Here is a 14,558-nt window from a genome sequence, read left to right on the forward strand (position 1 = left end):
ATCAGGCCTCCGCGGCCCTGCGCAGTGCGGCTGCCCGATCGGTGCGCTCCCAGGTGAAGTCGGGGAGTTCGCGGCCGAAGTGGCCGTACGCGGCGGTCTGGGCGTAGATCGGGCGCAGCAGGTCCAGGTCGCGGATGATCGCGGCCGGACGGAGGTCGAAGACGTTGTTGATGGCGTGCTCGATCTTCTCGGTGTCCGTGGTGGCGGTGCCGAAGGTTTCGACGAACAGGCCCACCGGCTCGGCCTTGCCGATCGCGTAGGCGACCTGGACCTCGCAGCGGGTGGCGAGGCCTGCGGCCACCACGTTCTTGGCGACCCAGCGCATCGCGTACGCCGCCGAGCGGTCCACCTTCGACGGGTCCTTACCGGAGAACGCGCCGCCGCCGTGGCGGGCCATCCCGCCGTACGTGTCGATGATGATCTTGCGACCGGTCAGACCCGCGTCACCCATCGGGCCACCGATCTCGAAACGACCGGTCGGGTTGACCAGCAGCCGGTACCCCTCGGTGTCCAGCTTGATGCCGTCATCGATCAGCTGCTTCAGCACATGCTCGACAACGAACTCACGAATGTCCGGGGCGAGCAGCGAGTCCAGATCGATATCACTCGCATGCTGCGAGGAGACCACGACCGTGTCCAGCCGCAGCGCCTTGTCACCGTCGTACTCAATGGTGACCTGAGTCTTCCCGTCCGGACGCAGGTACGGGATCGTCCCGTTCTTACGAACCCCGGACAGACGACGCGACAACCGGTGCGCCAGATGGATCGGCAGCGGCATCAGCTCGGGCGTCTCGTCACACGCGTAGCCGAACATCAGGCCCTGGTCGCCCGCGCCCTGCTTGTCGAGATCATCATCCTCGGTACCCGAAGCGGCCACCCGCTTCTCGTACGCGGTGTCGACACCCTGCGCGATGTCCGGGGACTGCGCCCCGATCGACACCGACACACCACAGGAAGCACCGTCGAAGCCCTTCTTCGACGAGTCGTAACCGATCTCCAGGATCTTCTCCCGCACGAGCTGCGCGATCGGCGCGTACGCCTTCGTGGTGACCTCACCGGCCACATGCACCTGGCCCGTGGTGATCAGCGTCTCCACGGCCACACGGGAAGCGGGGTCCTCACGCAGAAGCGCGTCGAGAATCGTGTCGCTGATCTGGTCAGCAATCTTGTCAGGGTGGCCCTCGGTAACAGATTCCGAGGTGAACAGACGACGGGACATGGCACTCCGTACGGGACGTATTCGGTGTGGACGTATGTGAAGTATTCGAAGTATTCGATTCGGTGACGAGAGGGGCGGGGGCCGTGACCGCCGTCCCTGACCGCGATTCAGGGGGCCGCGCCTGCCGGGTGTTCCAAGGGGCCCGGCCCGGTGTGCGGAGGAGTTGCTGGGGCGGCCACCGTACGGGCGGTCGCGGCGTCGGCCCCGGCCCCGGAATCGGCCCGGGTCAGGGTGATCGCGGTGAGGACCAGCCCGTTCCTGACCAGCCAGCCGCCACGGAAACCGTGCACCCGGACGCCGTCCACGAGCGGCCCGGGTACCAGCAGCCGCGAGGAGAACGTGCCTTCATCGGGATCGATGACGACCGTGGCCTCCAGGAAGTCCAGCCAGCGGCCGGCCAGCGGGAACCAGGCCTTGTAGATGCTCTCCTTGGCACTGAAGAGCAGCCGGTCCCAGCAGACGTCGGGCCGCTTCTCGGCGAGCCGGACGAGCAGGCGCTGCTCCTCGGGCCGCGCCACGTGGTCCAGCACCCCGGTGCTGGGCAGCGGTTGGTTGGGCTCGGCGTCCAGTCCGATGGTGGTGACGTCCGTCGACCGGGCGACCGCAGCTGCCCGGTACCCACGGCAGTGGGTCATACTGCCCACGATCCCGGCCGGCCACAGGGGCTCACCGGACGCCCCGGGCAGCAGCGGCCCGGGAGGAATACCGAGCCGGCCCAGCGCCTCCCGGGCACACACCCGGACGGTCGCGTACTCGCGGCGCCGCACGGGTACCGCACGTGCGACGATCTCGGCTTCCGCGGGGAAGAGCGACTCGACGGGGGCGTCACCGAACGACTCGGCCACCTCTGCGGGCGACGGCAGCAGATCTTCGATCACGGGCGCACCATCCTCCCGTTGCTCCGACCGGCGGCGGCCGGGAGGACTTCCACGAGCCGGCCCGGGGCCCTGCCGTACCGCCGCCACTCGCGTGGATACCCGAGGGACACTTCGTGGTGCGGCACCCCGTCGTGGTGGATGAGCCGGGGGATGTGCAGATGCCCGTAGACCACCGCCGACGCACGGAAACGGGTTGGCCAGTCGGCGGTGGCGACGGTCCCGCACCACATGGCGAACTCCGGATGGGTGAGGATGAACGTGGGTTCGCGGACCAGCGGAAAATGGTTCACCAGCACGGTGGGCAGGTCGGCGGGCAGCGCGGCCAGCCGTGCTTCGGTGCTCTCCAGCCTGGCCCGGCACCATGCTTCCCGGGAGGGATACGGGTCCGGATGCAGCATGAACTCGTCACTGCAGACGATCCCCGCCCGCTCCGCGATGGCGAGCCCGGACTGCTTGTCCACGGCGCCCGCGGGCAGGAAGGAGTAGTCGTACAGGACGAACAGCGGGGCGATCGCCGTGGGTCCGTCCGCGCTCTCCCACACAGGGAAGGGGTCCTCGGGAGTCACCACACCCAATTCGCGGCACATTGCGACCAGATGCTCGTATCTCCGCACCCCGTTGAGCCGCAGGGGATCGTCCGGAGTGGTCCACAGTTCGTGATTGCCCGGCACCCAGATCACCTTGCTGAACCGGTCGGCGAGCAGCTCCAGTGTCCGGTGGATATCGGTGCTGGTTTCCCCGACGTCCCCCGCGACCAGCAGCCAGTCGTCGTCCGAATCCGGCCGGATCCCTTGGACGATCTCCTCGTTGTCCTCGTAGCGGACATGGAGGTCGCTGATGGCCAGGAGTTTTCCGTGCCCCGACATCGAAAGCCCCATTTTCTGAACTGCCCGTGGTGTTCGGCTCAGGCCGGTATACGGCCGTCGATGAACTCGCTGATTGCCTGAATCACCGCGGGTGCGTGGTCGTTGATGAAGAAGTGTCCGCCGGAGAACACCCGCAGCCCGAAGTCGCCCGATGTGTGCGTGGACCAGGCCCTGGCTTCGGCGGTCGACACATGCGGATCGGAATTCCCCGTCATGGCGACGATCCGGCAGTTGATGCCGGATCCGTCACCGGGACGGTAGCGGTATGTCTCGGCGGCTTTGTAGTCGGCGCGTACGTACGGAAGGATCATTGCCAGGATTTCCGGGTCGTTGAGCATCCGGTCATCCGTTCCGCTCAACCGCTTCAGGTCCTCGATCAGTCCCTTGTCGTCCATCTCGTGGATGCGTTCCTCGCGGTACCGGGAAGGGGCCCGGCGTCCCGAGGCCACCAGACCGGTCAATTCGATTCCCGCACGCTCCAGCCGTACCGCGACCTCGAATGCCAGCGTGGCCCCGAGGCTGTGGCCGAAGAGGGTGAGCGGGCGGTCGGCCCACTGGAGCAGTTCGGCGGCCGCGAGATCCGCCAGCTGGTGCACATCCTCCACGCAGGGCTCCGCGCGGCGGTCCTGCCGACCCGGATACTGGACCGCCAGTACGTCCACCGCGGGCGACATCGCGCGGGCGACCGGGAGGAAGTACGCTGCCGAACCGCCCGCGTGCGGGAAGCAGACCAGCTGCGTGGCTGCCTCCGGCGCCGGCTGGAAGCGTCGGATCCACGCACTGGTTCGTTCCGGTGCCGCGACCTCATTCACTGGCAGGGTTCCCTTCTGTGCTCCGCCCACAAGGCGAGCGCCGTCCTGGCCGACGGGCAGTCGAACCTGAGCAACATTCAAGCCGGACCGATACGGCGGCCACCAGACGAATCACCCCCTGAAGACGCCCGGGGACCTCCCTTTCACCCCCTAACCCAAGGCCCGGCCCGGACTAGGGGTACCCCCTTGGCCTCAGTCAGGGGTTGGCCACCCACAAGGGCCTCAGTAGCCTCCGAAGCGAAGATCAGGCGTCTTGTGAAACGTCGAGACGAATGACTGAAAACGACTCAACTCCCGGCTTCGGTGCCGTGTGGGCCATGGGTATCCGGACTGACGCAGAGGGGGGCCTCCGGTGGGCAACGAGGAAAGACTTCTGGAATACCTGAGGCGCGCCACCGCCGATTTGCAGACGACGCGCGAACGTCTCTCCCGTGCGGAGGGGTTGTTGGCGGGGGAGTCGGTTGCGGTGGTGGGGATGGCGTGTCGGTATCCGGGTGGGGTGTCGTCGCCGGAGGGTTTGTGGGGTGTGGTGTCCGGTGGTGTGGATGCTGTGGGGGTGTTTCCGGGGGATCGTGGTTGGGATGTTGGTGGGTTGTTCGATCCGGTGGTGGGTCGGGCGGGGAAGTCGTATGCGCGGGAGGGGGGTTTTCTGGGGGGTGCGGGTTTGTTTGATGCGGGTTTGTTCGGGGTGAGTCCGAATGAGGCGTTGTCGATGGATCCGCAGCAGCGGTTGTTGTTGGAGGCGTCGTGGGAGGCGTTGGAGCGGTCGGGTGTTGATCCTTTGTCGTTGAAGGGGAGTGCGACGGGTGTTTTCGCGGGGTTGATGTATCACGATTATGGTTTGGGTGCTGAGGCTGCGGTGACCAGTGGGGGGAGTCTGGTTTCTGGTCGGGTGGCTTATACGTTGGGTCTTGAGGGTCCGGCGGTGACGGTGGATACGGCGTGTTCGTCGTCGTTGGTGGCGATGCATCTGGCGGCGCAGTCGTTGCGGTCGGGTGAGAGCTCGCTGGCGTTGGCGGGTGGTGTGACCGTCATGTCCACCCCCGATGTCTTCATCTACTTCAGCCAGCAGCGCGGCCTGGCCCCGGACGGCCGGTGCAAGCCCTATGCCGGCGCCGCCGACGGGACCGGCTGGGGCGAGGGCGTGGGTGTGCTGGTGCTGGAGCGTCTGTCGGACGCGCGGCGCAATGGTCATCCGGTGCTGGCGCTGCTGAAGGGATCAGCCGTCAACCAGGACGGCGCGTCGAGCCGTCTGACGGCTCCCCACGGACCGTCGCAGCGACGCGTCATCCAGCAGGCTTTGGCGGATGCGCAGTTGTCGGCTGCTGATGTGGATGTGGTGGAGGGCCACGGCACGGGGACGACGCTGGGTGATCCGATCGAGGCGCAGGCGTTGTTGGCGACGTACGGCCAGGACCGTGCGGAGGATCGGCCGTTGTGGTTGGGGTCGGTGAAGTCGAACATTGGTCATACGCAGGCTGCTGCTGGTGTGGCGGGTGTGATCAAGATGGTGATGGCGTTGCGGGAGGGTGTTCTTCCGCGGACGTTGCATGTGGATGAGCCGTCGTCGCAGGTGGATTGGTCTGCGGGTGCGGTCGAGTTGTTGAGGGAGGAGCGGGCGTGGCCGGCTGAGGTGGGTCGTCCGCGGCGGGCGGGTGTGTCGTCGTTCGGCCTGAGCGGGACGAATGCGCACGTCATCCTGGAGGAGCCGGAGGCGCTGTCGGTGCCGGTTGAGGCTTCTGTTGGTGGTGTGGTGCCGTGGGTGGTGTCGGGGCGTAGTGCTGAGGCGTTGCGTGCTCAGGCTGCTGCTTTGGTGGCGCATGTGGAGTCGGGTGTGAGTGTCGTGGATACGGCGTTCTCGCTGGCGGTGTCGCGGGCGGCTCTGGAGCATCGGGCTGTGGTGGTGGCGGGGGACCGTGAGGGGTTTGTCGCTGGGTTGTCGGCGCTTGCGGCGGGTGAGTCCGGGGCGGGTGTGGTCCGGGATGTGGCGCGTGCCGGTGAGGGAACGGCGTTTCTCTTTACGGGGCAGGGTGCTCAGCGGGTGGGGATGGGGCGTGGTCTGTATGAGGCGTTCCCGGTGTTTGCTGAGGCGTTTGATGCGGTGGTGGGGTTGCTGGATGCCCAGCTGTCGGATGCCGGGTTGGGTGTGTCGGTGCGTGAGGTGGTCTGGGGCACTGATGCTGGTGTGTTGAATCGGACGGTGTTTGCTCAGGCGGGGTTGTTCGCGGTTGAGGTGGCGTTGTTCCGGTTGCTTGAGTCGTGGGGTGTGCGGCCTGACTTTGTGACCGGTCATTCGATCGGTGAGGTGGCTGCGGCTCATGTGGCGGGGGTGTTGTCGCTTGAGGATGCTGCGGTGTTGGTGGCCGCGCGTGGGCGGTTGATGCAGGCGCTGCCTTCGGGTGGTGCGATGGTCGCGGTCGGGGCTCCGGAGAGTGAGGTTGCCGGGCTGTTGTCGGCTGGTGTGTGTATCGCCGCCGTCAACGGCCCGTCTTCGGTGGTGATTTCGGGTGCTGAGGCCGAGGTCATGGAGCTGGCCGGGCGGATCGCTGGGCTCGGTCGTAAGACGAAGCGGCTTGATGTGAGTCACGCGTTCCACTCGGTGTTGATGGATCCGATGCTGGATGAGTTCGCCGCCGTGGTGGAGAAGCTGACCTTCAATGCACCTCAGTTGTCGGCGGTTTCGACGGTGACTGGTGGTGTGGTTGAGGGTGAGTGGTCGGATCCTGGTTATTGGGTGCGGCAGGTGCGTGAGCCGGTGCGTTTCGCGGATGCGGTGACGGCTCTCACGGCTCGTGGTGTGGGTTCGTTTGTGGAGGTGGGGCCGGATGCGGCTCTGGTTCCGATGGGTGTGGAGGTGGTCGGCGATGATGGGGCCGCTGACGGGGTGGCGTTTGTTGGGTTGCAGCGTCGTGGTCGTGATGAGGCCACGGAGCTTCTGACAGGTCTGGGTGGGCTGTTTGCGCGTGGCGTTCCGGTGGACTGGCGTGCGTTCTTCGCCGGGTCCACTGCCCGGCTGACCGAACTCCCCACGTACGCCTTCCAACACCAGCACTACTGGCTGAACGCCCAGCCGCTCGACAACGTGGCGAGCGTCGGACTTACGGCGGCCGAACATCCCCTCCTGCGTGCCGTTGTCGAGCTGCCCGAGGGCGACGGCCTGGTTCTGGCCGGACGCCTCGGCCTCGGCGACCAGCGATGGCTCGCAGATCACAGCCTGAACGGTGTCAAGGAGTTCCCCGCGACCGGGCTCATTGAGCTTGCGCTGGCCGCTGGTCAGCAGATCGGGTGCGACGTCGTACGGAGCCTCACCGTTGAGGAACCCCTCCTCCTGGCGCATGACGGGCCGCCCACCGCCCTGCGCGTCTGGGTAGGGGCCTCTGACGAGACAGGGGAGCGGCCGCTGAGCGTGCACTCCCGAGCAGAAGGCATCGATACGCCGTGGACCCTGCATGCCAAGGCCGTGCTGGCGGTTGGTGAGGGGGCGCCGGAAGCCTATGACCCGCCCGGTGCCTGGCCGCCGGTCGGAGCTGTCCCGCTCGATGTCGACGAGGTGTACGAGCAACTGTTCGCGCGCGGCCACGACTATGGGCCGGCGTTCCAGGGGATCACGGCCGCGTGGAAGGACGGGGAACACCTGCTCGCCGAGGTCGCTCTGCCCGGAGAGGCCGGCGAGGGCGCGGAGTTCGGAGTCCATCCGGCGCTGCTGGACGCGGCGTTGCAGACGCATCACGCCGGTGCGGAGCACGACGGAACCCCCATCGCGCCCGCCGAATGGAGCGACGTCACCCTGCACACGGCGGGAGCGTCCCAGCTGCGTGTCCGTATCGTGCCCGGCGAGGCAGGCCGGGTGGGTGTCAGCCTGACCGATCCGGCGGGCGCTCCCGTTCTCACGGTCGGTTCCCTCCTGTCGCGCCGGATCCAAGCCCGTGCCGTGGCGCCGACAGGCCGTGGCGCGCTGTACGGACTCAACTGGGCACCGAGGGAACGGACTCGGCCCGGCGATCCCCATGCGCAGGACGTCGTGCTGCTGGGCAGTGCGGAGTACGCGCCGCTCGGTCCCGTACCTGTCTATGCGACGCCGGCCGAACTCTCCGCCGAGCTGGCCGTGGACGGCTCCGGTCCTCGTACGGCGGTCCTGCCGCTGCCCCGTACCGATGGTGATGTCGCGCATGCCGCAGGAGACCTGGCACGACGTACTCTCCGGACCGTTCAGGAATGGCTGGCTGAGGACGGGTTGGACACTTCCCGCCTCGCCGTGGTGACGCAGGGCGCCGTTCCTGTACACGGGGGCGCGGCCGATCCTGCCCAGGCGGGTGTATGGGGTCTGATACGCGCGGCCCAGGCCGAGCACCCCGACGCGTTCCTGCTCATCGACCTGGATCCGGCGGCCGGTACGGAGGAGTGCGCGCGGGCCCTTGGAGCGGCATTCGGCGCTCGCGAGCCCGAGACCGCCGTACGCGACGGGGTACTGCTCCGTCCCGGGCTGGCTCCTGCCTCCCCTCCCATCCGCGAAGACCACCCGGTGGCCCCGGCGGAGGGCACCGTCCTCATCACCGGTGGCACCCGGGGCGTGGGCGCCGTCCTGGCGCGCCACCTGGTCTCCGCTCACGGAGCGCGGCGGCTGGTCCTGACCGGTAGTTCCGGCGCCGAAGCCGCAGCTCTGGTGTCCGCGCTGGCGGAACTCGGTGCCCACGTCACCGTCGAACCGGGTGACATGGCCGACCCCGGTGCAGTTGCCGGGCTGCTGTCACGTATCGACGAGGCCTACCCGCTGACCGCCGTGGTGCACGCCGATTCCACTGAGCACAATGCGCTGATCGGCACGCTGAGCCCGGAACAGCTGACCGCGGTCCTGGGTGCACGGGCCACCGCGGCCTGGAACCTGCACGAGGCGACGCGAGACCTCGCCCTGGACGCCTTCGTCCTGATCGGGACATCGGGCGGAATCCTGCACGGAGCCGGCCGGCCCGGCACCGCTGCCGCGGCCACCTTCGCGGAGGCACTCGCCGCGACCCGGCTGGCCGCGGGGCTCCCGGCGGTCGCGCTGGCCTATGGTCCGTGGGCCGCGGACGCGGACGACGGGTCGGCAGACGAGTACCACCGGCGCATGGGAGCGCTGGGGCTCCCCGCGCTGACCGAGGAAGAAGGGCTGGCCCTCTTCGACCTGGCCTTCCTCGACCTTGCCGTCGAGTCGGGTGAGTCAGGAGAGTCGGTCGAGTCGGGTGAGTCGGCGCTGTTCGCCCTCTGCCTCGACCGCCCCGTACTGCGCTCGATGGGCGACGATGTGCCGCCGGTTCTGCACGGTGTGGTGCCCGCGAACGGGCGACGCCGGCAGCAGGCACCGGGCCGGCGTACGGGCGACCTGCGGCGACGGCTCGCCGGACTGCCGCCTCAAGAACGTGAGGACGAGCTGCTGGACGTCGTACGTACACACGCCGCAGCGGTCCTCGGACACCCCTCGGTGGACGACGTCGAGCCCGGCCGGGCTTTCCAGGAGCTGGGGTTCGACTCGCTCGCGGGCGTCGAACTGCGCAGGCGGCTCAGCGAGGCGACCGGGCTTCAGCTCACCGCCACTCTGGTCTTCGACTACCCCAACTCCCTTGCAGCTGCGGCCTACATCGCGACCCTGATCGCCCCGGCCGATGAGGACATCGCGCGTCGGCTGATCGGGGAGATCGACCGGCTGGAGTCCCTGCTCGGCGAGACCGCGCTCGACGACGGCCACACGGACGACGGCCGGACAGACAGCCGTACAAGGGTCACCTCACGACTGGAAGCACTGATGCGCAAGTGGCGCGACACCCAGGGCGCAGGTGCGGGGGAGCCTGAGATCAAGGCGATCGCCGACGCGGCTACGGACGACGAGCTGTTCGACGTCCTCGATCAGGAACTCGGCATTTCGTAGCCGGGCCGCCCATCACTACAGAGGCTGCGGCGACTTCGACAGCCGCGACGGCCGGCCACGGCCGCCGCGTCGCCGGTGACATCCCCCGCAACATTCCGCTTCCCTGCAACACGAGATCGGTCAAGGTGGAGATGAGCGACAACGAGAAGCTCCGCGAGTACCTCAAGCGTGCCACTGCTGAACTGCAGCAGACCAAGCGGCGGCTGCGCGAGGCGGATGCACGCCAGCACGAGCCGATCGCCATTGTCGCGATGAGCTGCCGGTACCCGGGCGGGGTGGATTCGCCCGACGCCCTCTGGCAGCTGGTGGCGGAGGGCCGGGACGCCATCACCACCCTTCCCGAGAACCGTGGCTGGGACGTCGAGGGGCTGTACGACCCGGAGCCGGCGACCCCCGGCAAGACGTACTCCCGCGACGGCGGATTCCTGCACGAGGCCGACGAGTTCGACGCCGACTTCTTCAAGATCAGCCCGCGGGACGCCAAGGCGATGGATCCGCAGCAGCGGCTGTTGCTGGAGACGTCGTGGGAGGCGCTGGAGCGGGCCGGGATCGATCCGCTGTCGCTGAAGGGCAGCCCGACCGGTGTCTTCGCCGGGATCGCCTACCACGACTACGTCGGAGACGGCGGCATCGGCGGCCTGGCCAGTGTGGCTTCGGGGCGCGTCGCCTACAGCCTGGGGCTTGAGGGTCCGGCGGTGACGGTGGATACGGCGTGTTCGTCGTCGCTCGTGGCGATGCATCTGGCGGCGCAGTCGTTGCGGTCGGGTGAGAGTTCGCTGGCGCTGGCCGGAGGTGTGACGGTCATGGCGACGCCCCGGGCCTTCGTCGGCTTCAGCCAGGACCGGGGCCTCGCGCCGGACGGCCGGTGCAAGTCGTTCGCCGCGGCTGCCGACGGGACCGGCTGGGGCGAGGGCATCGGCATGTTGGTGCTGGAACGTCTGTCGGATGCGCGGCGTCATGGGCATCAGGTGCTTGCCGTGCTGCGGGGGAGCGCCATCAACCAGGATGGTGCGTCGAATGGTCTGACGGCTCCGAACGGTCTGGCGCAGCAGCGGTTGATCCGGCAGGCGTTGGCGGACGCGCAGTTGTCGGCTGCTGATGTGGATGTGGTGGAGGCGCACGGCACGGGCACGACGCTGGGCGATCCCATCGAGGCGCAGGCACTACTGGCGACATACGGCCAGGACCGTCCCGCCGACCGACCGTTGTGGCTCGGCTCGCTCAAGTCCAACATCGGCCACGCGCAAGCTGCGGCGGGTGTCGGCGGCGTGATCAAGATGGTGCAGGCCATGCGCCATGAACTGATCCCGCGCACCCTCAACATCGACGAGCCCACATCCCAGGTGAACTGGTCGGAAGGCAACATCTCGCTGCTGACGGAGGAGCGGGCGTGGCCGGTTGAGGTGGGTCGTCTGCGGCGGGCTGGTGTGTCGTCGTTCGGTCTGAGCGGGACGAATGCGCATGTGATTCTGGAGGAGCCGGAGGCGCTGTCGGTGCCGGTTGAGGCTTCTGTTGGTGGTGTGGTGCCGTGGGTGGTGTCGGGGCGTAGTGCTGAGGCGTTGCGTGCGCAGGCTGCTGCCTTGGTGGCGTTTGTGGAGTCGGGGGTTGAGCTGCGTCCGGTGGATGTGGCGTTCTCGCTGGCAACGTCGCGGGCGGCTCTGGAGCATCGGGCTGTGGTGGTGGCGGGGGATCGTGAGGGGTTCATCGAGGGTCTGCGTTCGGTGGTTTCGGGTGCGGGTCGTGTGGTGGATTCGGTTCGGCGTGGGCGTGTTGGGTTCTTGTTCACGGGTCAGGGTGCTCAGCGGGTGGGGATGGGGCGTGGTCTGTATGAGGCGTTCCCGGTGTTTGCTGAGGCGTTTGATGTGGTGGTGGGGTTGCTGGACGCCGAGCTGTCGGGTGCCGGTACGGACGTTTCGGTGCGTGAGGTGGTGTGGGGTACCGATGCTGGTGTGCTGAATCGGACGGTGTTTGCTCAGGCGGGGTTGTTCGCGGTTGAGGTGGCGTTGTTCCGGTTGCTTGAGTCGTGGGGTGTGCGGCCTGACTTTGTGGCTGGCCATTCGATCGGTGAGGTGGCTGCGGCTCATGTGGCGGGGGTGTTGTCGCTTGAGGACGCGGCGGTGTTGGTGGCTGCCCGTGGGCGGTTGATGCAGGCCCTGCCTTCGGGTGGTGTGATGGTCGCGGTCGGGGCCCCGGAGGCTGAGGTTGCCGGGCTGTTGTCGGCCGGTGTGTGTATTGCCGCGGTCAATGGCCCGTCTTCCGTGGTGGTTTCGGGTGCTGAGGCCGAGGTTCTGGAGCTGGCCGGGCGGATTGCTGGGCTCGGTCGTAAGACGAAGCGGCTTGATGTGAGTCACGCGTTCCACTCGGTGTTGATGGACCCGATGCTGGACGACTTCGCGGCTGTAGTAGAGAAACTCACCTTCAATACACCCCAGTTGTCGGCCGTCTCGACCGTCACCGGTGGTGTGGTCGGGGGCGAGTGGTCGGATCCTGGTTACTGGGTGCGGCAGGTGCGTGAGCCGGTGCGTTTCGCGGATGCGGTGACCACACTCGCCGGTCGTGGTGTGGGGTCGTTTGTGGAGGTGGGGCCGGATGCGGCTCTGGTTCCGATGGGTGCGGAGGTGGTCGGTGACGATGACGGGGTGGCGTTTGTTGGGTTGCAGCGTCGTGGTCGTGATGAGGCCACGGAGCTTCTGACCGGTCTGGGCGCGCTGTTCGCTCGGGGTGTTGGGGTGGACTGGCGGGCGTTCTTCGCCGGCTCCAGTGCCCGGCTGACCGAACTCCCCACGTACGCCTTCCAACGCCAGCACTACTGGTACGACTTCGCTGCTGAGGCCGCCACCCGCCCCCAGCAGAGCGACGTGGACGCGCTCGGATACGAGGTGGAGTGGCTCCGGCTTCCGCCCACCGAAGGTCCCTCCGTCGACGGACTCTGGCTCGTCGTCGTACCGGAAGGCCGCAGCAAGGACCAGTCCGTCTCCGCGGTTACAGACGGCCTCGTCCGCGGCGGTGCCGCCGTAGCCCTGATCGAGAGCGACGGCACGGACCGGCGGGCCCTCGCCGAGCAGTTGAGGTCTGCCGCCGCCGGTGAGACACCGGCCGGGGTGCTGTCACTGCTGGCTCTGGAGGACCGTGCTCACGACCAGTATCCCGAGCTGGCTCACGGAACCGCCGCCACCCTGCTGCTCGTCCAGGCGCTCGGCGACGCGGGCTGCACGGCGCCGCTCTGGTGTGTCACCACCGGGGCCGTGGCTGTACGCGATCCCGCCGAGGCCGCCAGCCCGGGGCAGACCGCCCTGTGGGGCCTGGGTATCGGACTGTCCCTCGACCAGCCCGACACCTGGGGGGGCATCCTGGACCTTCCGGTCAGTGTGGGCGAGTCGGTCGCCCAGCGGCTCTCCCAGGTACTGGCCGGGGGACCGGGTGGTGAGGACCAGGTCGCGCTCCGCTCCGACGGGGCGTACGGCCGTCGCCTCGTGCGGGCTCCGCTCACCGGCGTCCCGTCCGCCAAGCTGCCCGCCCAGGCCGCCACGGAGGGGCCCGGAACCGTACTGATCACCGGCGGAACCGGCGGCCTCGGCGCCCACGTGGCCCGCATGATGGCGGCCGACGGCGCACCCCATCTGCTGCTCACCAGTCGCCGGGGCAGCGCCGCCGAAGGGGCCGCCGAGCTGGAGGCCGAACTCGTGGCACTGGGATCCCGGGTGACCATCGCGGCCTGTGACGTGGCCGACCGTGAGGCGCTCGCCGAGCTCATCGAGGCCATCGGGCCGGAGCTGCCGCTCACGACGGTCGTGCACGCCGCCGGAGCCATGCAGCGGCCCTCCACGGCGGCGGAGACCACGGTCCAAGAACTGGCCTCGACGGCCCGCGCCAAGGTGCTCGGCGCGGCCCATCTGGACGAGATCCTCGGTGACCGACCGCTCGACGCGTTCGTGCTGTTCTCCTCCGGCGCAGCTGTCTGGGGCAGCGCCGGACAGGCCGCTTACGGCAGTGCCAACGCCTACCTGGACGGCCTGGCCCACAAGCGCCGGGCACGAGGGCTCGCCGCGACCTCGATCGCCTGGGGTTCCTGGGAGGCCGGGATGGTCGACGCCGAGGTCAGCGCGATGAGCCGGCGCATCGGCGCACCTCCCATGAGCCCTCGCCGGGCTGTCGCGGCACTGCGGGAGGTGCTCGCGAGCGGCGGGAGCCATGTGGTGGTCGCCGACTTCGACTGGTCGCGCTTCGCCCCCACGTACACGCTCGCCCGTCCTCGTCCTCTGCTTGACTCGCTGCCCGAGGCCGTGGCGGGCCTGGAGGACGACGACGTCGCAACATCGGACACCCCGGGGGCCCGGCTGGCCGGGGAACTGGCCGGGCTGTCGCAGCCCGAGCAGGACCGGGTGCTGCTCAACCTGGTCCGTACGCACGTGGCCGGCCTGCTCGGCTACGACACACCGGGCGAGGTCGACGCGGCCCGGTCCTTCGACGACCTGGGCTTCGACTCCGTCGCCGCGGTCGATCTGCGCACCAGGCTGGTGAAGGCCGTGGGCAGGAAGCTCCCGGCCACGATGGTCTTCGACTTCGCGAGCCCCGGGGCTCTCGCGGCCTATCTGCGCACGCAGTTGTGCGAGGGGGAAGCCGCCGGGGAGCTGCCCGTACTCGCGGCGCTCGACCGGTTCGAGACGACGGTGGCAGCGCTCGCCCCCGAGGAAGTGGAGCGCATGGGGATCACCGGTCGGTTGCAGGCCCTGCTGGGGCGGCTGGCCGGTGACGAGGGGAACGGCAGTGATGTGAGCGGTCAGCTCGATTCGGCGTCGGCAGAGGACGTCTTCGACTTCATCGACAAGGAACTGGGCCTCGCCTGAGTGCAGGGACCGTTGCCGCCGGACAAAGGAT

The 14,558-nt window shown here is 68.5% G+C and carries 5 protein-coding genes and 1 pseudogene; 2 read left to right on the forward strand and 4 right to left on the reverse strand.

Annotated elements, in window-relative coordinates; translation table 11 throughout:
- Position 1: 1 nt before the first annotated feature.
- From metK to OHB13_RS28700, 4 genes are all read right to left on the reverse strand, one after another.
- Positions 2–1,219 carry a methionine adenosyltransferase gene (gene metK / locus OHB13_RS28685; protein ID WP_328378967.1) on the reverse strand — a complete coding sequence of 406 codons (1,218 nt, stop codon included), beginning with the start codon at positions 1,217–1,219 and terminating at the stop codon, positions 2–4.
- A 107-nt stretch (positions 1,220–1,326) separates the two neighbouring features.
- Positions 1,327–2,097 carry a 4'-phosphopantetheinyl transferase family protein gene (locus OHB13_RS28690; protein WP_328378968.1) on the reverse strand — a complete coding sequence of 257 codons (771 nt, stop codon included), beginning with the start codon at positions 2,095–2,097 and terminating at the stop codon, positions 1,327–1,329.
- Positions 2,094–2,963 (reverse strand): metallophosphoesterase family protein, encoded by an 870-nt coding sequence (locus OHB13_RS28695; protein WP_328378969.1) that lies wholly within the window; start codon positions 2,961–2,963, stop codon positions 2,094–2,096. The genes OHB13_RS28690 and OHB13_RS28695 overlap by 4 nt, the downstream gene beginning before the upstream one ends.
- 38 nt (positions 2,964–3,001) lie before the next feature.
- A complete protein-coding gene (locus tag OHB13_RS28700; protein ID WP_328378970.1) occupies positions 3,002–3,775 on the reverse strand; it encodes a thioesterase II family protein in 774 nt (257 codons plus the stop codon).
- A gap of 358 nt (positions 3,776–4,133) precedes the next feature.
- Here OHB13_RS28700 and OHB13_RS28705 point away from each other — a divergent pair.
- Positions 4,134–9,680: pseudogene (locus OHB13_RS28705) on the forward strand (SDR family NAD(P)-dependent oxidoreductase); the annotation flags it as partial.
- A gap of 131 nt (positions 9,681–9,811) precedes the next feature.
- Positions 9,812–14,527, forward strand: coding sequence for a type I polyketide synthase (locus tag OHB13_RS28710; RefSeq protein ID WP_328378972.1), 4,716 nt, complete (start codon positions 9,812–9,814; stop codon positions 14,525–14,527).
- Positions 14,528–14,558 lie beyond the last annotated feature (31 nt).

This window comes from Streptomyces sp. NBC_00440, assembly GCF_036014215.1.
GTDB lineage: Bacteria > Actinomycetota > Actinomycetes > Streptomycetales > Streptomycetaceae > Streptomyces.